19 protein-coding genes and 2 pseudogenes are annotated in these 20,412 nt (G+C 41.9%); 10 read left to right on the top strand and 11 right to left on the bottom strand.

All coding sequences use genetic code 11. The features are described from left to right. The first annotated feature begins 88 nt into the window (after window positions 1-88). The 5 genes from pstC to sohB all read left to right on the top strand — a co-directional run bounded on the left by pstC (window position 89) and on the right by sohB (window position 5,565). On the top strand, window positions 89-1,468 hold the full coding sequence (gene pstC / locus JFY49_RS10325) for a phosphate ABC transporter permease subunit PstC (protein WP_200222745.1): 1,380 nt from the start codon (window positions 89-91) through the stop codon (window positions 1,466-1,468). After that, window positions 1,465-2,856 carry a phosphate ABC transporter permease PstA gene (pstA, locus tag JFY49_RS10320; protein ID WP_086196109.1) on the top strand — a complete coding sequence of 464 codons (1,392 nt, stop codon included), beginning with the start codon at window positions 1,465-1,467 and terminating at the stop codon, window positions 2,854-2,856. Before pstC ends, pstA begins: the two co-directional genes overlap by 4 nt. Window positions 2,857-2,869: 13 nt before the next feature. Further along, window positions 2,870-3,796 carry a phosphate ABC transporter ATP-binding protein PstB gene (gene pstB / locus JFY49_RS10315; protein ID WP_086196108.1) on the top strand — a complete coding sequence of 309 codons (927 nt, stop codon included), beginning with the start codon at window positions 2,870-2,872 and terminating at the stop codon, window positions 3,794-3,796. A gap of 82 nt (window positions 3,797-3,878) precedes the next feature. Beyond that, window positions 3,879-4,550: a hypothetical protein gene (locus JFY49_RS10310; protein WP_200222743.1), complete on the top strand. Its 672-nt coding sequence runs from the start codon at window positions 3,879-3,881 to the stop codon at window positions 4,548-4,550. Window positions 4,551-4,602: 52 nt separating this feature from the next. Then, window positions 4,603-5,565, top strand: coding sequence for a protease SohB (gene sohB / locus JFY49_RS10305; RefSeq protein WP_180176822.1), 963 nt, complete (start codon window positions 4,603-4,605; stop codon window positions 5,563-5,565). Between the two features lie 254 nt (window positions 5,566-5,819). Here sohB and JFY49_RS10300 read toward each other — a convergent pair whose 3' ends face one another. From JFY49_RS10300 to JFY49_RS10255, 10 genes are all read right to left on the bottom strand, one after another. Continuing rightward, complete coding sequence (locus JFY49_RS10300; RefSeq protein ID WP_166167003.1) at window positions 5,820-6,512, bottom strand: DUF2238 domain-containing protein; 693 nt, start codon at window positions 6,510-6,512, stop codon at window positions 5,820-5,822. Between the two features lie 144 nt (window positions 6,513-6,656). Then, complete coding sequence (gene purB / locus JFY49_RS10295) at window positions 6,657-8,045, bottom strand: adenylosuccinate lyase (protein ID WP_200222735.1); 1,389 nt, start codon at window positions 8,043-8,045, stop codon at window positions 6,657-6,659. 63 nt (window positions 8,046-8,108) lie between these two features. Then, window positions 8,109-8,840: a high frequency lysogenization protein HflD gene (gene hflD / locus JFY49_RS10290; protein WP_086195683.1), complete on the bottom strand. Its 732-nt coding sequence runs from the start codon at window positions 8,838-8,840 to the stop codon at window positions 8,109-8,111. A gap of 16 nt (window positions 8,841-8,856) precedes the next feature. Then, window positions 8,857-9,990 (bottom strand): tRNA 2-thiouridine(34) synthase MnmA, encoded by a 1,134-nt coding sequence (gene mnmA, locus JFY49_RS10285; RefSeq protein ID WP_200224858.1) that lies wholly within the window; start codon window positions 9,988-9,990, stop codon window positions 8,857-8,859. Between the two features lie 4 nt (window positions 9,991-9,994). After that, window positions 9,995-10,480 carry an NUDIX hydrolase gene (locus JFY49_RS10280; protein WP_180176819.1) on the bottom strand — a complete coding sequence of 162 codons (486 nt, stop codon included), beginning with the start codon at window positions 10,478-10,480 and terminating at the stop codon, window positions 9,995-9,997. A 592-nt stretch (window positions 10,481-11,072) separates the two neighbouring features. Further along, window positions 11,073-11,348, bottom strand: a complete 276-nt coding sequence (locus tag JFY49_RS10275; protein ID WP_180176619.1) for a hypothetical protein — start codon at window positions 11,346-11,348, stop codon at window positions 11,073-11,075. Window positions 11,349-11,532: 184 nt separating this feature from the next. Next, window positions 11,533-12,075 carry a gamma carbonic anhydrase family protein gene (locus tag JFY49_RS10270; RefSeq protein ID WP_200222733.1) on the bottom strand — a complete coding sequence of 181 codons (543 nt, stop codon included), beginning with the start codon at window positions 12,073-12,075 and terminating at the stop codon, window positions 11,533-11,535. Window positions 12,076-12,168: 93 nt separating this feature from the next. Next, the gene (gene dacC, locus JFY49_RS10265; RefSeq protein WP_086195658.1) at window positions 12,169-13,317 is read right to left on the bottom strand and encodes a D-alanyl-D-alanine carboxypeptidase PBP5/6; all 1,149 of its coding nucleotides are present in this window, start codon (window positions 13,315-13,317) and stop codon (window positions 12,169-12,171) included. A 119-nt stretch (window positions 13,318-13,436) separates the two neighbouring features. Next, window positions 13,437-13,811 (bottom strand): MCR_0457 family protein, encoded by a 375-nt coding sequence (locus JFY49_RS10260; RefSeq protein WP_373423515.1) that lies wholly within the window; start codon window positions 13,809-13,811, stop codon window positions 13,437-13,439. 246 nt (window positions 13,812-14,057) lie between these two features. Further along, complete coding sequence (locus tag JFY49_RS10255; RefSeq protein WP_180174796.1) at window positions 14,058-14,432, bottom strand: MCR_0457 family protein; 375 nt, start codon at window positions 14,430-14,432, stop codon at window positions 14,058-14,060. Window positions 14,433-14,542: 110 nt separating this feature from the next. Between JFY49_RS10255 and surE the strand changes: the two are divergent. The 5 genes and pseudogenes from surE to JFY49_RS10230 form a co-directional block, all read left to right on the top strand. After that, a pseudogene (gene surE / locus JFY49_RS10250) lies at window positions 14,543-15,010 on the top strand (5'/3'-nucleotidase SurE); the annotation flags it as partial. A gap of 515 nt (window positions 15,011-15,525) precedes the next feature. After that, window positions 15,526-16,767, top strand: a complete 1,242-nt coding sequence (ltrA, locus tag JFY49_RS10245) for a group II intron reverse transcriptase/maturase (protein ID WP_004826931.1) — start codon at window positions 15,526-15,528, stop codon at window positions 16,765-16,767. Window positions 16,768-16,844: 77 nt separating this feature from the next. Beyond that, window positions 16,845-17,147 (top strand): annotated as a pseudogene (locus JFY49_RS10240) (5'/3'-nucleotidase SurE); the annotation flags it as partial. Between the two features lie 116 nt (window positions 17,148-17,263). Next, on the top strand, window positions 17,264-18,073 hold the full coding sequence (locus JFY49_RS10235; RefSeq protein WP_166166973.1) for a peptidoglycan DD-metalloendopeptidase family protein: 810 nt from the start codon (window positions 17,264-17,266) through the stop codon (window positions 18,071-18,073). 93 nt (window positions 18,074-18,166) lie between these two features. Then, a complete protein-coding gene (locus JFY49_RS10230; protein WP_166166970.1) occupies window positions 18,167-19,096 on the top strand; it encodes a LysR family transcriptional regulator in 930 nt (309 codons plus the stop codon). Window positions 19,097-19,150: 54 nt separating this feature from the next. Here JFY49_RS10230 and JFY49_RS10225 read toward each other — a convergent pair whose 3' ends face one another. Beyond that, the gene (locus tag JFY49_RS10225; protein WP_200222731.1) at window positions 19,151-20,362 is read right to left on the bottom strand and encodes an aspartate aminotransferase family protein; all 1,212 of its coding nucleotides are present in this window, start codon (window positions 20,360-20,362) and stop codon (window positions 19,151-19,153) included. Between the last annotated feature and the right edge of the window lie 50 nt (window positions 20,363-20,412).

The following is a 20,412-nucleotide window of genomic DNA, read 5'->3' as shown; positions in this document are numbered from 1 at the left end:
GAGCTGACGGTAGAATAATTTCTACCTTCGGCTTTTTTGTATAGACAAGTTTTTCAAAGCATGAAAATTGAAAAATGCTGGAGAATACATGAATCTGCTACTTATGGGCGTGTTGTTGGCATTAATTGCCATCGCCTATCAAATCGGGTTATCAAAAAGCCGTAACCTAGCAGGTAAGGGAAATAACACTGCAAAGTTGCACTCGCGTCCTGGCTATTACGGGGCACTGGTGGCTTTATGGTGTGGTATCCCTGCTTTTTTAATTTTACTGGTTTGGAATATTGTCGAACCGAACATTCTGCGCCATGTGGTGTTAAATAATGTCCCTGCAAATGTTGCAGCGACATTGGATCGTGCCGGCATAGAAGTGCTCATTGATCGTGTTAAAGCGATTGCTTCGGGTTTTGGTGTGAGTGATCAAGCCGCAGCCTATGAAATTGCAGCCGCACAGCAACTCGCAAAAATTGAAACCATTAGTTCTTTTGCTAAATTGGCTTTAGTGATTTGTGCCGCTTTGGCGGGTCTGGTGATGGCTAAAAAGCGCATTGTCCAGCAATATCGTGCCCGTAACCAGGTTGAAAAAATCATTAATTGGGGCTTGGCTCTATGTTCCGGTGTGGCCATCTTAACCACCATCGGAATTGTACTTTCGATGTTTAGCGAAGCCATGCGCTTTTTCCATTTTGTAAGTCCGATCGATTTCTTTTTTGGTACGGAATGGAACCCTGGATTTAGTACTTCTGGAAATGCAGAAGGCAGTTATGGCCTGTTGCCATTAATCTGGGGAACCCTGATGGTGAGCGGGATCGCCTTATTGGTTGCGGTTCCTGTTGGACTGATGATTGCTATCTATCTGGCTGAATATGCACCTTCAAGTTTTCGTGCCTGGGCAAAACCTGCCATTGAAGTTTTAGCCGGTATTCCAACCATTGTTTATGGCGTGTTTGCATTGATGGTGATTGGCCCATTCTTCAAGTTGCTTGGCGAAAGCATTGGACTACACATTAATGCAACCAGTGCCTTAACTGCCGGTTTTGTCATGGGCATCATGATTATTCCGTTTGTATCTTCACTGTCGGATGACATTATTACCCAGGTGCCACGTGCACTACGCGATGGTTCTTTAGGGCTGGGTGCAACCAAGTCTGAAACCATTCGTCAGGTGGTTCTGCCTGCTGCACTGCCGGGGATTATTGGCGCATTCCTACTTGCCGCATCACGTGCGATTGGTGAAACCATGATTGTGGTTCTGGCAGCAGGGAATAGTCCATTATTGCATGTCAATCCGCTAGAAGCCGTATCTACAGTTACTATTACCATTGTGAACCAGTTAACCGGCGATACCGACTTTGCCAGCCCGCAAGCTTTGGTGGCATTTGCATTAGGTCTAACGCTGTTTGTCATTACGTTAGGTTTAAACATTGTTGCACTGTATATCGTGCGTAAATATCGCGAGCAATACGAATGAGTACATCAAATACATCTTCTATGGGGCAAAGCTTTGACCCACAAGCTGCAGCTGAATTACGCGAAAAACGTAAACAGAGAATTGCCAGTTCTTTAGCCAAACGTCATCGTAAAGAAAAGACATTCCGTATTTTAGGCTTTTCTGCAGTTGTGACAGGTTTGTTCTTTGTGGTGCTTTTATTCGGAAGTATTTTAGCGAAAGGCTTACCTGCATTCTGGCAAAGCAGTCTCTCTGTACCGGTCTATTTCGATCCTGCCATCATTCAGGTGGGTGCAAAACCTACGCAGAAGGATGGCGAATCTCCAGCCCAGTTTGCGGAGCGTACCATTGCCTGGCAAACCGAAATGGGCATGGTGGATTGGGATGCCTTGATTGTTAATGGCATGATTGCAAAAGATCCTTCAATTGCCTCAAAACGTGATGATTTATCCGCTTTGTATACCAGTTCAGAGGCCTATCGCTTGCGTGATATGGTAATGGCTGATCCAACGCTAATTGGCAAAAAAGAAGAGATCAAGATTCTGGCCGATGCCAATGTCGATGTATGGTTAGCAGGTAATATTGATCGCAGTTTACCTGATGACCAGCAACAGCTTAGTCCTGAAATTCGCCAGCTTGCCGATGATTTAAAAGCCAAAGGTGTGATTGAGAATAGCTTTAATACCAATATCTTTACCAATCCGGACTCACGCAGTTCACCTGCAACTTCTGGTCTTGCAGGTGCATTCATGGGCTCAGTGTTCATGATGCTGATCGTGATTTTTATCTCGATTCCGATTGGTGTGGCATCAGCTATTTATCTTGAAGAATTTGCGCCTAAAAATTGGATTACAGATGTTGTTGAAGTGAATATCAATAACTTGGCAGCGGTTCCTTCGATAGTCTTTGGTTTGCTCGGCGCTGCCATTTTTATTGGCTGGATGCATTTACCCCTTTCTGCACCATTGGTCGGTGGTCTGGTACTGAGTCTGATGACCTTGCCAACCGTGATTATTACCACACGTGCATCACTGAAAGCAGTACCACCATCCATTCGTCAGGCGGCATTGGGCCTGGGTGCTTCCCGTGTACAAACGGTATTTCATCACGTGCTGCCTTTGGCGCTTCCTGGTATTTTAACCGGCGCCATTATTGGGGTAGCACAAGCCCTCGGTGAAACCGCACCCTTACTTCTGATTGGGATGAGTGCTTTTGTAGCAAGCGTGCCAGCGACACCACTCGATCAATCTACTGCATTACCGGTACAAATTTTCTTATGGCAGGGTAACGAATTACGTAACTTCTTTGAAGGACGTACTGCTGCCGCAATTATTGTCTTACTGGCGCTGATGGTTGGTTTGAACAGCCTTGCCATCTGGTTACGTAAGAAACTTGAAGTGCGCTGGTAAGTGAGGACAATATATGAATACTGTAACAGCTATGACACAAGCAAATTCCTTAGAACAGGATGAATCCGTGAATCCAGAACAGAAACAGTTTATCGCTCCCGAAGTCGATCAAAAACATCCTGGTACTTCATTTGTTTCTCAATTCGATACTCATACTTCAACGAAAAAAGAAAATGAAACATCGAATGTTAAAATAAGTACTTCAGATGTCCATGTTTACTATGGCGAAGCAGAAGCCATTAAAGGTATTGACATCAATATCTATGAAAATGAAGTGATTGCCTTTATTGGTCCATCGGGATGTGGTAAATCAACTTTCCTGCGTACCTTAAACCGTATGAACGACACCATTGATACCTGTCGCGTGACCGGTAAGGTGATGCTTGATAATCAGGATATCTACGACCCGAATCTGGACGTAGTTTTACTGCGTGCACAAGTTGGTATGGTGTTCCAGAAACCGAACCCATTCCCGAAATCAATTTTTGATAACGTGGCGTATGGTCCTAAACTGCATGGTTTGGCGCGTGATAAATACGACCTGGAAGAAATTGTGGAAAATAGCCTGCATAAAGCGGGGCTGTGGAATGAAGTCAAAGACCGTTTAAACCAGCCGGGTACAGGTCTTTCAGGTGGTCAGCAGCAGCGTTTATGTATTGCGCGTACTATTGCGGTTAGTCCGGAAGTGATTCTGATGGATGAGCCATGTTCAGCGCTGGACCCGATTGCAACGGCTAAAATTGAAGAACTGATTTCAGAACTTTCAACCCAATATACCATTGCGATTGTAACGCACTCGATGCAACAGGCTGCACGTGTATCTGACCGTACTGCCTATTTCCATTTGGGTGACTTGATTGAAGTCAATTCGACTGAAAAAGTCTTTACTCAGCCAGATCACCAATTGACTGAAGCGTATATTACCGGTCGCTTCGGTTAATCTGAACACCATATCTAAAAAGAGCCGTAAGGCTCTTTTTTCGTTATAATTAACAGATTAAGAATCCAACCATAAAAGAAGAATGCAGCCTACACTTGAAGAGCGAGAGCACGCTAAAATCACACGTCGTGCCTTAAAAGAGGTGTTTCAAATCTTATTTGGCACAGTGTATATAGATCAATATTTTGCTGTTTTCATGGTTGGGCTGAGTATAGTCATTGCAGTTTTGATCCCTGATTATGACGGCTTGTTTCTAACGTCGCAAAGCCGCGGCATGACAAATTACCATCGATGGCTTTATGATATTTTTGTGATTGTGTCGAGTTCGATGGGTTTTGTCCTTTATTTTCTATTGAAAAGACAAAAATATAATACTGAGTTTGGCCAAAAGTGGCGTACCTACATTAGAGCAAATGCTGAAGTTAAACTATATCGTTATCAAAAAGCACAACAGGAAGGTAAATTCCCCTTGTTGCATACACGCTTTGGGGAGTATTTCTTTCTCATTTTTTTGATTATATTGTTTGTTTTAATGTATTCATTAATCACACCATTTGAAAATTCAAGACGTGGTAATTTCTTTATTCAGACGTGGTGGCCAATTAATGCGGTCATTATAGGGGTGTTATATTCGGGATGGTTTTGGCTGTATGTTCGTTTATTCGCGGTGAAAGCTATTATGACACAATATAGGGGGTTGATTCGATGTGAACAAGCTAAACGCAATCGTAATAATACTATTGAAAAATGCTGAAATTGACCTAATCTAAAGATATAAACCGAATTAAACTGAGAATAGATTTTTTATGTTATTTCACAACCCCAAATTACCCGCTGAAATCCGTATCAACCATTTAAACGCACGTGTAAATGAACAACGAAAAAAAATTGCACAAGCGACTGCATCTAAATTGGAACAACTGCATCTTGCCCAACAGCTTTCAAAAGAAGTGCGTTTACGTAAAAAGAATAATCAAAAAATTTATGTGCTTGACTTCAAAGGTGACACAGCAGCCTCTGCCGTAGAAAACTTGCGTGAAGAAATTACCCTGATTTTAGCCACTGCAAAAGCAGGGCGTGACCGTGTTGTGGTACGTCTGGAAAGCCCGGGCGGTATGGTGCACGGCTATGGTCTGGCAGCTGCCCAGCTGGTGCGTTTGCGCGATGCCGGTTTTAACCTGACGATCTGTGTCGATAAAGTCGCAGCCAGTGGTGGCTATATGATGGCCTGTATTGCCAATGAAATTGTATCTGCACCATTTGCCGTGGTCGGTTCCATTGGTGTGGTTGCACAGGTACCAAACTTTAACCGTCTGCTGAAAGAAAAGCACATCGACTTTGAACTTTATACCGCAGGTCAGTTTAAACGTACCGTAACCATGTTTGGTGAAAATACCGCTGAAGGTAAAGCCAAATTTGAACAAGAGTTACAGCAGACGCATGAGCTGTTTAAGCACTTTGTTGAAAAGTATCGTCCGCAGTTGAATGTTGAAAAAGTGGCAACTGGTGAGCACTGGTATGGAAAAGATGCGCTTGAATTGAATCTGGTAGATAAGCTGCAAACTTCAGATGAATATTTACTTGCTTTATTGCCACAACATGAAGTCTTTGTGATTGAAACTCGACGTAAACCGACACTGGGTGAAAAGCTGGGTCTACAAGCGGCGCAAATAGCTGACGGTCTAGTCCCTGTAGTGATGAATAAAGTGATGGAATCATTGAGTAAAGCCAATGCAAATTTGCTACAAATGCGTGACCCTAAACTTTAATTGAAAGCTGTTTGCTGATTTTAAAATTGCGCTCTGATGAGCGCAATTTTTTTGACTGACTGTAGCTTAATATCCGATTCAATTTGATCCCCCCTTATGAGGAAATTAAAATAAATGAGCACAGGTTTTTTATGCTTTAGCGTAGAACCACTTCTGCAACGGATTTACTGATCCGGTTTCAGTATATTGGGAGTAAATAGTATTCTGCTTGAAAAATGGCTGACAAAGTAGAGCTGGGGGAGGCTGAAGCTGACTCATGGTTCCCTGTTTGCCTGAATGCTATCCTTGGACGTGTGGTCACTTTCTGGTTGCGGTATTTTAGCTAAGCTTTTATAACATAAATCAAGAAGGCCATAGCCTGCAGCGCCGACTGTTGCAAGCAGCATATCTTTATGTGCATCCCACATATCTCCCTGTTGCCCATTATAATTTTCTGCTTCCTCCGGTGATAAACCAATGGCAATCAGCCATTCAAGCCATTCATAAATTAAGCTGGTGGCCATGATAAATTGCACGACTAATAAAAATAGCGTGAAGGGTTTGGCCTCAGGCAGCCATACATGAAACAGCCGTAGTAACACTGGGTAGAGCAGTACACCACAGGCAAGATGCACCAGACGGTCATACATATTGCGTGACCAGCCCATCGATTGATTAAGGTCAAAATTGAACAGCTGAATTAGCCATTCGTTATAGGGAACATAGGAATAGAGGTAATGTGCACCGATAATATGGATCAGTAAAAAAATGAGATAGAGCACAAAACTATAAAAACTCATGCCAATTTTTTTTTGGGTAAACAATAGCAGCACCAGCATAAACACGGTACCGGCTTGATGCAGTAGATATGCTTCAAATTCTAAAGGATGGATACTGGCGATGATTACCGCAATAGTGAGTACTGCAAGAGCAACCCAGTGTTTGATATTCAATTGATGTTCAATCATTATTTCTTGTATTGGCAAAGTTTTATAGGAAGTGCTGAAATTTCATCAATGGCTTATGTGGTTACAAACATAGATGAATTATCAACAGATTCTATTCTAATAAAAAAGCGAAGCCGAAGCTTCGCTTTTTAGATTTATTTCGAATTAAATTTTAGAAATTAAATCCTTAATCTGTTTCGCTTGAGTTGAAGCATTACCTGTATAAGTTGCAGGAGTCATTTCAGCCAGACGGGCACGGTCAGCAGCAGGAACGGCTTCCAGCTCGTTACCATTTACGAAGTTCACCATCATGTCGCGAGTCATGGCCTGACCACGAGTCAGGGCTTTTAATTTCTCGTATGGTTTTTCAACTGCATAACGACGCATTACCGTTTGAATTGGTTCAGCAAGCACTTCTTGAGCATGGTCAAGATCTTTCAGAATACGCTGTGCATTCAATTCAAGTTTGCCAATACCTTTAGAGCAAGCTTCGAATGCGATCAAGCTTTGCGCAAAACCAACCCCCATGTTACGAAGCACAGTAGAGTCAGTTAAGTCACGTTGCCAGCGAGAGATTGGAAGTTTTTCGCCCAAGTGTGCAAGAACTGCATTGGCAATACCCAGGTTACCTTCAGAGTTTTCGAAGTCGATCGGGTTGACTTTGTGCGGCATGGTTGAAGAACCCACTTCGCCTTCTTTCAAACGTTGTTTGAAGAAACCAAGCGAGATATAACCCCATATGTCACGGTTAAAGTCGATCAAAATCGTGTTGAAACGACGTAACGCATCAAAAAGTTCCGCCATGTAGTCATGTGGTTCGATTTGAGTAGTGTACGGGTTAAACTGTAAACCTAAAGATTCAACAAATGCTTGTGAATGAGCAGGCCAGTTGATTTCAGGGTAAGCAGAGTAGTGCGCGTTGTAGTTACCTACAGCACCATTGATTTTGCCCAATAATTCAACTTGTTTGAATTGCTTGATTTGACGTGCCAAACGGTAAGCCACGTTCGCCATTTCTTTACCCAAAGTGGTCGGGCTTGCAGTTTGACCATGGGTACGAGACAACATTGGTTGTTCAGCATGAGTTTCAGCCAAAGCAACGATTGAATCGATAATTTGTTGCATTGCAGCAACTAAAACTTCACGACCATTTTTAAGCATTAACGCATGAGACAAGTTGTTGATATCTTCAGAAGTACAGGCAAAGTGAATGAATTCACCGGCATTTTTCAATTCTTCGATATCAGCAATCTGTTCTTTCAGGAAATACTCAACTGCTTTAACGTCATGGTTTGTGGTACGTTCAATTTCTTTAATGCGGTTGGCATTTTCTTCAGAGAAGTTGGCAACAATTGCATCAAGCGCAGCATTGGTTTCTGCACTGAAAGCAGGAACTTCAGTGATTTCAGGACGGTTTGCAAGCGCTTGTAACCAGCGTACTTCAACAGTCACACGAGCGTGGATTAAACCAAACTCAGAGAGGAAAGGGCGCAAAGCATCACATTTGCTAGCGTAGCGTCCATCTAATGGAGAAAGTGCGGTTAAAGCGTTCATAGCGATTCCTTAAACTTTGGAATTAAACGTAAAGCGAATAATAAAAATTCGTTCATGATCAGGTTAAACCACCTGATACTGTAAACGGGCAAGATCTTGAATATCCTGGAGCAGCTTGCGCTTGCTAAAAATCATGCCCCATGAGCTGCCACCTAACTGACGCCATAAGTGCGCCAGTTGCAGGCCAGTAAACAGGGAAGCGCGAATTCGGTTGGTATGGGCACTATCTTTAAATGCTTCGGCATTACCCTTGACCATAATGCGGGGATTAATTTGTCCCGCAGTGTCTATATAGGTTTGGGCAAGGTTGGCAATAATGCTGGGATGTAAATAGTTATTATCGAAAAAAGACAGCTGTTTTAGAATTTTTTGTTGTGATTGTTCGATAATTTCAACAAACTTGGGATTGCTATAGACTTTTTTCTCTAACTGTAACAACGCCATGGCATAACTCATTGGTAATTTGGCGTTGGAAAATTTCGGTAAACGTGATTTAGGAGAAGGATTAAAAGGTTGGGTAATGCTGCTTTCTAATGTTTTTAAGCCAAGGGAAATATCGGCCAGTTGATTAAAGAAGTCTAGGGTTTGACAGGATTCATTGGAAGTAGGACGGATATTCAGGCTGGCTTTAATCAGTTGTTCTAAATAGAAGCTGCCATTTTCACCAATACTGTGTTGTCCTGACATGGCTGTCATATGGGTCAGCTGTGTCGACTGGAACACAGCTGCCAACGCCAAAGCACGGTTCTGACGTACATTCAAAGTCCGAGGCTGTTGAAAGGGTAACTCAGCCATGCCTATCGCTTCCTTTTTAAATAAAATCAGGTTTTGGTGCATTGGTATGATGAATCACACCGCCACCTAAACAAACTTCATCTGCGTAGAACACTACACTTTGTCCTGGAGTCACCGCACGTTGCGGTTCGTCAAATTCAACACGTACGCCATTTGGCATATCGGCATCTTGATAAATGACACAAGCCTGATCCGGCTGGCGATAACGGGTTTTAGCCGTACAGCGGAAACCTGTTACTGGAATATCCTGCTCACCCGCGACCCAGTCAATCGCTTCACTCCAAAGTATAGTACTTTGCATTAGTGGATGCTCATGACCCTGACCAATAACAAGGCGATTGTTTTCAATATCTTTATAAAGCACAAACCAGGCGCCTTCGGCTTCGCCTTTCAGACCACCTAAGCCGATACCGCCACGTTGACCGAGCGTATAGTACATTAAGCCGTGATGTTCACCAACCTCTTTGCCGGTATCCAGTAAAATTTTTCCGGGTTGGGCTGGAAGATATTGTTTTAAAAAGTCATTAAAACGGCGTTCACCAATAAAGCAGATTCCGGTGGAGTCTTTTTTCTTGGCGGTTGCCAGACCCAGTTCTTCAGCAATTTTACGCACTTGTGGCTTTTCAATTTCACCGACAGGGAACAAAGTCTTGTTAATTTCACGGCCATGTACGGCATGCAGGAAATAAGTCTGGTCTTTGTTTTGGTCAAATCCGCGTAATAAAGGTGCATATTCTTCACCACGCGAGTTGGTCATGGTTTCACCACGACGGCAGTAATGACCTGTGGCAATAAAGTCTGCACCCAAGTTCACGGCGTGATCTAAAAAGGCACGAAATTTGATTTCTTTATTACATAAAATATCCGGGTTTGGGGTGCGACCAGCCGCATATTCTGCCAGGAAGTGCTCAAACACACGATCCCAATATTCCATGGCAAAATTGGCGGTATGCAGTTTGATGCCAATTTTGTCACACACTGCTTGCGCATCGGCAAGGTCTTCCATCGCCGTACAGTATTCCGTGCCGTCATCTTCTTCCCAGTTTTTCATGAAAAGACCTTCAACCTGATAACCTTGTTGAAGAAGAAGTGCTGCAGACACAGATGAATCTACACCACCAGACATACCGACGATGACACGTTGTTGCATAGGATTAGGCATCCAAAGTTGTAAATAGGGGAGAATTTTGGTGCTCATAAACGAGCGATAAAGGATATTTTTGACCGGATAAGGCATCTTTGACGGCTTTAATCACCAAGGGACTACGTGCGCGTGCAGATTCTTCCAGTTCGTCCAATGTCATCCAGACGGCACCCACGATTCCAGTATCCAGTTTTGCATCTGTATGATGATGCAGATCTGTGGCTAAAAAGCAAAAACGGAAATAGGTACGGTCAGGGAACATTGGCGGAGTATAGGTATATATGCCAAGCAGGTCTGTAATTTCTACATCATGCCCGGTTTCTTCCATGGTTTCACGAATGGCTGCTTGTATGAGCGTTTCGCCACATTCGACATGACCTGCAGGCTGGTTAAATACGGTATGCGTTACACCTTGAGTATGTTCTTCAACAAACAGGAATTTTCCATTTTTTTCAATAACAGTAGCGACGGTAACGTGGGCAGTCCAAGCGGTCATAGAAAAGCACCATGGGATAAAAGGGGTATTCTACAAAATTTAGCGCGTGGTGGCTATGCTGATCTGAATTGAAACTTCAGTTGGTTAATTGATTTTAAATTTAGCTGCTAGTTCTTGTACTTTCTTAAGTAAGAATAAATTGCGTGATTTATTTTGAATTAAAGCCAGATATTCATTTCGAGCTTTGTCCAGTTATCCATATTCTGCATAAGTAATTAATTTAGCAAAAGGAATGCCTAAAATTATTTTGTTATTATCAAGAAAATAAATAAGTTTTTGTTTAGAATTGGTTTTTTTAAAAAAAAGATAAATATTACCATCTAAATTTTCGACTATTTCATTACTCAAGTCATTAAAATGTGTATTTTCATTTAAGCTATACCGAATCTCAGCGTTATTCGATCATGCAGTAATTCGGTAACCACAAGTATTCAGATTCAGTTGAAAAAGTAGAGATATTAGTATTTGAAAAGTTGTAGGCAGATAGTCAATATTCAGGTGAAAAAAATACCAATATCTATCGTAAAATTAATTTTATCTTTAATATTTCATTAAATTTAAATTTAAATTTAAATTTTATTAGGTATTAAACCTAGTTTTTTTGGCATCTAAACTTTAATTCAGTAGAACCTAGTCTTGCAGGAATAGCGGGTATAGTTTTTTCGTCCAGAATTATCATCGTTTGATTGTTTTTTTTACAAAAGTCATTAGCTTCTCTATATACAGAAGCTTTGTTTTCTAAAGATACTCCTAGCCCAGGTGTACCATCTTTTTTGCCAATAAAATAAGAATCTGTACCAATAGGGATGACTCCTGTACTTGCACAGCCAGTAATTAACAGTAACCCGACATAGAGAAAATGCTTCATATTTTTCCTAAAATTAATCAACTCTCATAGTTATTTTGCACCTGTTTAAATATTAAATGGCATACAATGTAACCTATTGTTTATCATGTCTTTAATTTTTTTGCATTCAAGACTAATAAATATTCATTTAGAGATACCTTATTTCTAATGCTCATTAATTCTATCGGCTTCTATAGCTTAATAATTAATGTGTTTCATCTAAATAATTATTCGCCACCTTCACATAATGTCTTGCCGAATAAGGCAAAAATTCTTTTTCTTTCTCTGTAAGCGGACGAACTTTCTGTACCGGACTGCCGACATATAAATAACCACTTTCCAGACGTTTGCGTGGTGGAACCAAAGAGCCTGCACCAATCATCACGTCATCTTCAATCACCACATCATCTAAAACGATGGTGTTGATCCCCACTAATACCCGATTGCCAATGGTACAGCCATGTAAAGTCACATGATGACCAATGGTCACATCTTCGCCAATAATTAAAGGTGAACCTTCAGGTTTATCGGCTTTTTTATGGCTGACATGCAGCATGGCATGATCCTGCACATTGGAATTTTTACCAATACGGATATGGTTGACATCGCCACGAATCACGGCAAACGGCCACACCGAAACATTTTCAGCAAGTACCACATCGCCAATGACGACAGACATGTCATCAACATAGCATGAATCATCAATCTGCGGTGTGGTATCTAAATAGGGACGAATGTTTTTAGCCATGTGAAAATTTCAATCTGTGGTTTTCAAGCATTATAAAATAAAAAAGCACCCAGACCGAAGTATGGATGCTTTAACTTAAGTCTAAAGCTGTGCTTAGAACAAGTTTGCGAAGAATTGTTTGATGTGATCAATCATTTTTGCAAAGAAACCAGCTTCTTCAACTGCCTGAAGAGCAACAAGCGGTTTTTCTGCAATCACTTTACCGTTTAAAGTAGCTACATATTTACCTACCACTTGACCTTTTTTCAACGGTGCAGTCAGTTTAGGTTGTACGACCAATTGAGTTTTAATGGCATTGGCTTCGCCTTTAGGCATGGTCACGTTAAAGTTTTCTGCCAGACCAATTTGAACATCATTGCTTTTGCCATACCAAACTTTTGACTTGGCTAAAACCTGATTGGCAGGTTGAACCTTAACAGTTTCAAAGTTTGCATAACCCCAAGCCAAAATTTCACGTGTTTGTGAGGCACGTTCGTTCATGCTTGGTGCGCCAAAAATCACGGAAATTAAACGCATTGGGCCACGTTTAGCGGAAGTGGTTAAGCAATAGCCAGCTTCTTCAGTATGACCGGTTTTTAAACCGTCTACACTTGGGTCAGTATAAAGCAAGGCATTACGGTTACCTTGTTTAATGCCGTTAAAGCTAAATTCTTTTTCAGAGTAGATTGGATAATATTTTGAACTGTCATGAATGATATGTTGCGCAAGTGTTGCCATATCTTTGGCAGTCGAGTAGTGACCTTCTGCAGGCATACCCGTTGCATTGATGAAGCTGGTATTGGTCATGCCAATACGTTTTGCTTCCTGGTTCATCATGTGCGCAAAGGTACCTTCATTGCCGGCAATATGTTCTGCCATAGCTTTAGAGGCATCGTTACCAGACTGAATGATAATCCCACGCAGCATTTCCAGTGCTGTTGCAGTCCCGTTAAGCGGGACATACATACATGATTCCGTGCTGCTACCACGACACCACGCAGATTCGTTCATACGAACTTTTTCATTTTCAGTGAGTTCACCGCTCAATAACTTTTGTTCGATGATATAGCTGGTCATCATCTTGGTCATTGAAGCAGGTGCTAATTTTTCATTTTCATTTTTTGATGCGAGGATTTGCCCTGTCTCATAATCCATTAAAACATAAGATTTATTATTGAGTTCTGGCGGTGCAGATAAGACAGTTGCTGCGTATGTGAAGCTCGGCAATAGTAATAATGCAGCAAGGGCGCTTTTGTGGGTCATTCTGGGTGGTTCCAATATCTTAATAATAAGCACAAAGAGCTTTGCATTTTAGGACAAAGCAAAGCTGACTTCTATGGGGGAAATCAGCTTATTTTCAAAAGTATTGTAACCAATTTGTGTTATTTGCTGTATGTGGTGAGTTCTTGGCAAATTTCCTGATTTTTTGCATCTCCAGCTTTTTTTGCATCGTTACGTGCTTCAGCTAAAACAGGTTCAAATTTTTTCTCTTGGCTGAGTTTAGCCAGGCTCGAAACCGCATTATTGTCGGCAGGTAAATATTCTTGTGCCAGCTTGGCATAACCTTGTTCAAATTGAGCGCGATCATTCACTAAATCTGGACATACTTCTGAAAGTACATAAATGGCTGCCAGCTCTTGCTGGGTGACTTTTTGTAGTGGCGTTACTTCAATATTTTCATCTGGTGTGGCTGCATGAATCATAGACAGGGTCATGGCAGCAGTGGTTAACAGTCCCAAAGAAAGCGGTTTAAGCATAGATAATTTCATTAAACAGACCTGAATGATTTAAAAACATCACAATAATAAAAATAAGATTAACGGTATTTTGGGTAATTGTAAGTACACAAATGTATTAAAGCTGTTGAAAATGATGACGTTCATCAAGAAAATATGAAAACAGCCAAGGATTAAAAAAGGCATAAAGAGGAATCTGCTTTATGCCTGTGGTCATAATAAGATGTTTAATATTTTAGATAACTTATATAAAACAAGACCGAATGATCAAACCTGATAATTTACCACATCTTCGCAAACCGATTTTTGTTCATCTTTACTGGTTTCTTTTGCCGCTTGGCGAGCTTCCTCTAGGACAGATTTATACTCTGAATCTGCTTGAATTTTATCAAAAGTCATCGACTGATCTGAATAGTCTTGCAGATAAGCTTTAATCAACAGCTGAATGTTTTGATCAAATTTTGCATTTTTACCAATAATAGCAGGACATACTTCAGCCATCACCTGAGTTGAAGCAAGGTCTTCTTTCACAATTGTATTGGCTTCTTCCAGAGATAAACCATCATTGGCGAACACTGTAGAAGATAATAATGCCGCAATGCCTAACCCCAATAAGCCACGAAATGATATGCTTTTAGTCATTTTTAAATCACACTTTTTGAATGGATGTTGAGCGTCAAATATATATAATTTTCTATACAATTCAATCAAATGTTCTGATTAGTCATTTTTAACCGTTAAGAGATGTTTAAGTGAATATATTAATTGCCAATGATGATGGCGTTTTTGCTCCCGGTATTCAGGCCTTGGCTCAAGCTTTGGCTCCCCTTGGTCGTGTAGTCATCGTTGCTCCTGAAAGTGAACGCAGTGGTTTTTCCAGTGCACTTACCTTAGATCGTCCTTTACGACCTGTTCAAATTTCAGCAGATGTCTGGGCAGTCAATGGAACACCTGCAGATTGTGTATATCTGTCCATGAACGGCTTATTTGATTTTGAATTTGATCTGGTGGTCAGCGGAATTAACAGTGGGGCAAATCTGGGCGATGATGTGCTTTATTCTGGTACTGTCGGAGCCGCCTTCGAAGGCCGCCTAATGAAACAACCGGCTATTGCCGTCTCCATGGCCGGTCCCAATGTCCGTTCTTATGACAATCCGAACGATTATGCCGTAGCAGCAAAATGGGTACATGATTTTATTGCCCAGGGGTTGCCGACTTTAGTGTGCCGCAGCAAGCGGCGTAAGAGATGAGGGTATGGCCCCTCGCTATCGGCTTGCAGGAGCAGGTAGCAAACCACCATAAGCGGCTTGGATCAAAAGTCCCGGTCGTGAGCGTTATGGAAAAGGCATCGTAGAGATGTCAGGTAAGAATTAGGAAGGCGAACAACAGTGAACTGCCGTTCAAGTGTCGAAAGTACTCAAATGACATCAAAACCGGGGATGGAAGTTACCCCGCGATTAGTTTGGCCGTTACCTGCTTACGGGCCATTCGGTGTCCGGCGTAGAGGCAGCGCGATCCTAATTCAGGCTCTTACGTTGAACTGCGGGAACCTTCGGTGGCGATGTCAAGCGAAAGGCACAAGCTCAAAAGGCAAGGCTGATAATAGCAATGCGTCACCAAGGGGCGGAGCAACTCGTAGTAGTGTTGAAGTTACTGTAATGGTAATGGAGCGAAGGGGTTGCATTATCCAGGTCTACGGATTTGTCAACTGTGCAAGCAGGAGGAGCAAAACTTTATGACCAAACCATTTAACATTCCTAAAGCGTTAATCTGGGAGGCATTTAAAAAAGTCAAAGAGAATGGTGGCGCTCCAGGCGTTGATCATGAATCTATTGAGCAATTCGAAAAGCATTTAAAGAACAACCTATACAAACTATGGAATCGACTTTGTTCTGGCAGTTATTTTCCACCGCCAGTTAAGGCTGTTCCGATTCCAAAGAAGTCAGGTGGCGTGCGTATACTAGGTATTCCAACAGTTGCAGATCGAGTCGCGCAAACAGCAGTTAAGCTCTTATTAGAGCCGAAAATTGATCCATTATTTCATCCAAACTCATATGGATATCGTCCGGGGCGTTCTGCCCATGATGCAATTGCGATAGTGAGGAGACGAAGTTGGGATTATGACTGGGTTGTGGAATTTGATATCAAAGGTCTCTTTGATAACATCGACCATGATTTACTCATGCGTGCACTCAAGAAACACTGTGAAATTCCATGGATTCTTTTATATGTGCAACGTTGGTTAAAAGCACCAATGCAACACATAAATGGCCATCTTTTAGAAAGGAATCGCGGCACACCACAAGGTGGTGTTGTGAGTCCTTTATTGGCGAATTTATTTATGCATTATGCTTTTGATATGTGGATTACGAAACATCTTCAAAGTGTACGGTTCTGCCGTTATGCAGATGATGGCGTAATTCATTGTCGGAGTTTATCTCAAGCCAAACTTGTTTTACAAAAGATCGATGCACGATTTCGTGAATGTGGTCTCGAATTGCATCCAGACAAGACAAAGATTGTTTATTGCCAAGATATTAATCGTCGTAAAGCATATCCCGATGTTCAATTTACTTTTCTCGGGTACACGTTTAGGCCCCGTAAGGCTGTGGACAAGTATAAAAGAGTTTATGTAAATTTCTCTCCTGCAGTCAGTCGTGATGCACTTAAAGCAATGCGACAGACTATTCGGAAATGGCATCTACATCTGATGTGTAATCGCGAATTAAGTGATTTATCTGCAATATTCAATCCAATTCTTCAAGGTTGGCAGCAATACTATGGTCGATTCCATGGTTCAGCAATGTCAGCGATCTGGCAACACATGAATGCTTATCTTATACGCTGGATGAGGCGTAAGTATAAAAACTTGGCCCGTCATAAAAGACGGGCTAGATATGCCTTAGGGCGACTTGCGCGTGATTTTCCAAATGCCTTTGTGCACTGGAAAATGGGATGTTTACCATCGGTTGGATAATGGGAGCCGGATGAGCTGAGAGGTTCATGTCCGGTTCTGCGAGGGGCTAAGGGTGAAATTCCCTTGGTCTACTCACCCCGCCACGTCATATTTTTAACGTGAATATTCCAGATATATCTGAATTGAGAGGTTCAAAAATTACTTATCAGGGACGTCGCAGTCAATCTAAACCGATTAGCAGTCATGTAGACCCACGTGGACGTCAGGTTTATTGGATTGGTTTGTCAGGTGAGGCTGTCGCTGAACCTAAAAAAGGTTTAACTGAAATAGAATCGGATTTTTTTGCGGTGGCAAATGGCTATGTCAGCATTACGCCGATTCAAATGGATGCGACAAATTATGAGATTTTGCACACATTACATGCAGAGTTTTCCAAATAATGCCCAGTAGTGTTATAACTTTGTGAAAAAGCAGAATTGCCCCTATTTTTCAGATGCTTTTTTGCTAATCTTAGTGCAAACCAATAAATAGACTTAATGTGTAGAGAGGAAGATTAATGCACTTGGTGTCACCATATCGCTTATTTGCTGCGCCTGTGGGTTTGTTGAAAACCATGGTCTTGTCTACAGCTGTTATTGCCACAGCCATTTTGAGTGGCTGTGCTTCAAAACCACAAGTTCATAATGCAACACGTTATGCGGCTGCACCGGATTACTATACGGTTCGATCTGGAGATACATTAAGCGGAATTGCTGCACGTTATGGTCTGTCTTATACCAGTGTTGCCGATATGAACGATATAGCGCCACCCTATCGCATTTATGTCGGTCAATCTTTACGTTTAAAAGATTCAGGCTCACGTCGCACTACCACTACACAAGCGGTGACCCAAGCCGCACCGATTCAGCGTCAAACCGTTCAACTTCCGACTACACCGGCTAAAACTACAGTTCCTGCAACCACGGCGACTGCCCCCGTAGCATCTTCGAAAGTCTCTGCTTTGCGCTGGGTAAAACCAAGTAATGGCGCAGTCATTGCAAACTTTAATGTGGCTGCAAATGTAAAGGGTATTCGTTATGGTGGTAATACTGGAGATGCGGTTTTTGCTGCGGCTGATGGTCAAGTAGTCTATGCGGCTGATGGTTTGAAAGAATATGGCAATTTAGTTCTGATCAAGCATATCGATGGCTACATTACCGCTTATGCCCACAACAGCAAAATGAATGTGAGCAGTGGCCAGAATGTGACAGCAGGGCAGAAAATTGCTGAAATGGGTTCAACGGGTACAAATCGTACTATGCTGGAGTTTCAGGTGCGTTTAAATGGTAAACCTATCAATCCGACCATCGTTTTACCAATAAATTAAATTTTACAAATACAAAACATAAATTTCGCCGTATAATACAATGAGTTGCTTTTATCGGAAAGATAAAGTAATTATAAGTTCAGAGGGAAATTTATGTTAGATCAACTTCGAGCAATGGGTGTGTTTGCTTGTGTTGTTGAAAAAAACTCGTTTAGCGGTGCTGCACGTGAGTTAGGAATCACGACCAGCGCCGTGAGTCAGCAAATTCGTTCTTTAGAAAATGAAATGGAAGTGACACTTCTACATCGATCTACAAGAAAATTGAATTTGACTGAAGCTGGACAGGCTTTTTTCCACAGCTGTCAAGAAATGCTTGCCGCTGCAGAGCGTGGGAAAATCCGTATCAACGAGTTACGCGATGACTTGGTGGGGGATTTACGCATTGCTACAACCCCGGAACTTGGTGCCAATCATGTGATTCCTGCATTGTCTCACTGGATGCAGGCACATCGTGGTTTAGCAGTCCATTTAGAAGCCGATAATCAATATATTGATATACTTGAAGGGCGTATCGATATCGCTTTACGCATGAGCCCAAAAATAGAAGATCATCATTTGAATGTGATGCCTCTGGCTCTGGTAGAGCAGGTGTTGGTGGCTTCTCCAAGTTATTTGAATCAGTCGGCGCCTGTATCGCGGCCTGAAGATTTAAACCATCATGACCTGATTCCAATCAATATTATGAAAAATTATCAACATTTTTCATTTCAACATGCGGCGTCAGATAAAACAGTGAATCTGGAAATGAAATCACGCTTAAGTACCAATAATGTCCTGGTTGCAAAATCATTATGTTTGCAAGGGCATGGTATTGCACGAATTTTATATCTGGATGTACAAAAGGATTTAATGAATGGTGCTCTGGTGGAGGTTTTACCAGAGTGGAAACTGGAAAATTTCACTTTATATGCCATCACGGCAAAAAAAGATCAGCAACCCATGAAGGTTCATCGTTGTCTGGATGCATTAAAACAATACTTTAGCCAGTTACCCGGCGGAAGAATTTACCAGGCAGTTTCATAAAAATGAAGCATAAAAAAGCCGCGATTAGCGGCTTTTTTAGACTGGGTTGAAGGCTTAAGCTAAATAAGCCTTGATCATTTTAACCAGACGTTCAATCAACTGATCAGCCTGTTGTTGGCTAATGTTGAGTGGCGGTAATAAACGGATTACAGAACCTGCAGTCACATTGATAATTAAATGATATTCATCACGTGCCACATTGACCAATTCGCCACAGGCTTTTGGTAACTCAATACCAATCATCAGACCGAAACCACGAACGCTAATATTTTGATCAGCCAGTTGCTGGGTTAACTGCTCAACGATATAACTTCCCATTTTTTCGGCATTTTCAACCAGATGTTCTTTTTGAATGGTATCAATAACCGTATAAACCACACGTGAACCCAAGGCAGTACCACTATAAGTTGAACCATGGTTGCCGGCAGTTAAAACACCAACGCCACGGCCTTGAGTCATCACCGCACCAATTGGGAAACCATTGCCTAGCCCTTTGGCAGTGGTGAGTACATCTGGAACAATATTGGTGTGCTGATAAGCAAAGTATTTACCGGTACGGCCATTACCCGTTTGAACTTCGTCCAGCATCATCAACCAGTTATGCTGATTACAAATTTGACGAATTTCTTCCAGATAGCTAAAACCTTGAGGTGCAGTATTTACACCACCTTCACCTTGAATCGGTTCAACCAGAATTGCCACGATGTCTGGGTGATGGATGGCCGCTTCTTCAATTGCTTCGATATCACCAAATGGCACACGGATAAAACCTTCAACCAAAGGTGCAAAACCTTCCTGAACCTTTTTGTTACCCGTCGCTGAAAGGGTCGCCAGAGTACGACCGTGGAAAGAATGATCTGCAACAATGATTTTAGGTGTTGCTACCCCTTGCATATGACCAAATTTACGCGCAATTTTAATTGCACCTTCATTTGATTCTGCACCACTATTCGAGAAGAAAATTTCTTCCATACCTGAAACTTCAGCCAGTTTCTGTGCAGCAGCGGTTTGCCAAGGTACTTCAAAAATGTTGCTGGTATGAATCAGGGTAGCTGCCTGTTCAGCAATTGCTTCAGTTACCGCAGGGTGTGAGTGACCCAAGCCACATACTGCAATACCGGTCAATGCATCTAAATATTCAGTACCGTCTTCAGTATAAAGATAAGAACCTCGTCCTCGGACAAAGCTGATCGGCTGACGGCCAAATACCGGCATCAAATGAGATGGTTGATCAGTTTGCACAGGAGCAAGGGTAATGTTATTCATGACTAACTCTTATCTGTTAGGAGGGAAAAATAAAAGTTTATATAAGCAAA

Source organism: Acinetobacter sp. CS-2, assembly GCF_016599715.1.
Classification (GTDB): Bacteria; Pseudomonadota; Gammaproteobacteria; order Pseudomonadales; family Moraxellaceae; genus Acinetobacter.
Note: the sequence above shows the minus strand (reverse complement) of the source record. Positions and strands in the feature narration are given on the sequence as shown.

Bases quoted from the DNA above. Each gene is read 5' to 3' on its own strand.
- pstC (WP_200222745.1), top strand. From the start codon at position 89: ATGAATCTGCTACTTATGGGCGTGTTGTTGGCATTAATTGCCATCGCC.
- pstA (WP_086196109.1), top strand. From the start codon at position 1,465: ATGAGTACATCAAATACATCTTCTATGGGGCAAAGCTTTGACCCACAA.
- pstB (WP_086196108.1), top strand. From the start codon at position 2,870: ATGAATACTGTAACAGCTATGACACAAGCAAATTCCTTAGAACAGGAT.
- JFY49_RS10310 (WP_200222743.1), top strand. From the start codon at position 3,879: ATGCAGCCTACACTTGAAGAGCGAGAGCACGCTAAAATCACACGTCGT.
- sohB (WP_180176822.1), top strand. From the start codon at position 4,603: ATGTTATTTCACAACCCCAAATTACCCGCTGAAATCCGTATCAACCAT.
- JFY49_RS10300 (WP_166167003.1), bottom strand. From the start codon at position 6,512: ATGATTGAACATCAATTGAATATCAAACACTGGGTTGCTCTTGCAGTA.
- purB (WP_200222735.1), bottom strand. From the start codon at position 8,045: ATGAACGCTTTAACCGCACTTTCTCCATTAGATGGACGCTACGCTAGC.
- hflD (WP_086195683.1), bottom strand. From the start codon at position 8,840: ATGGCTGAGTTACCCTTTCAACAGCCTCGGACTTTGAATGTACGTCAG.
- mnmA (WP_200224858.1), bottom strand. From the start codon at position 9,990: ATGCAACAACGTGTCATCGTCGGTATGTCTGGTGGTGTAGATTCATCT.
- JFY49_RS10280 (WP_180176819.1), bottom strand. From the start codon at position 10,480: ATGACCGCTTGGACTGCCCACGTTACCGTCGCTACTGTTATTGAAAAA.
- JFY49_RS10275 (WP_180176619.1), bottom strand. From the start codon at position 11,348: ATGAAGCATTTTCTCTATGTCGGGTTACTGTTAATTACTGGCTGTGCA.
- JFY49_RS10270 (WP_200222733.1), bottom strand. From the start codon at position 12,075: ATGGCTAAAAACATTCGTCCCTATTTAGATACCACACCGCAGATTGAT.
- dacC (WP_086195658.1), bottom strand. From the start codon at position 13,317: ATGACCCACAAAAGCGCCCTTGCTGCATTATTACTATTGCCGAGCTTC.
- JFY49_RS10260 (WP_373423515.1), bottom strand. From the start codon at position 13,811: ATGCTTAAACCGCTTTCTTTGGGACTGTTAACCACTGCTGCCATGACC.
- JFY49_RS10255 (WP_180174796.1), bottom strand. From the start codon at position 14,432: ATGACTAAAAGCATATCATTTCGTGGCTTATTGGGGTTAGGCATTGCG.
- ltrA (WP_004826931.1), top strand. From the start codon at position 15,526: ATGACCAAACCATTTAACATTCCTAAAGCGTTAATCTGGGAGGCATTT.
- JFY49_RS10235 (WP_166166973.1), top strand. From the start codon at position 17,264: ATGCACTTGGTGTCACCATATCGCTTATTTGCTGCGCCTGTGGGTTTG.
- JFY49_RS10230 (WP_166166970.1), top strand. From the start codon at position 18,167: ATGTTAGATCAACTTCGAGCAATGGGTGTGTTTGCTTGTGTTGTTGAA.
- JFY49_RS10225 (WP_200222731.1), bottom strand. From the start codon at position 20,362: ATGAATAACATTACCCTTGCTCCTGTGCAAACTGATCAACCATCTCAT.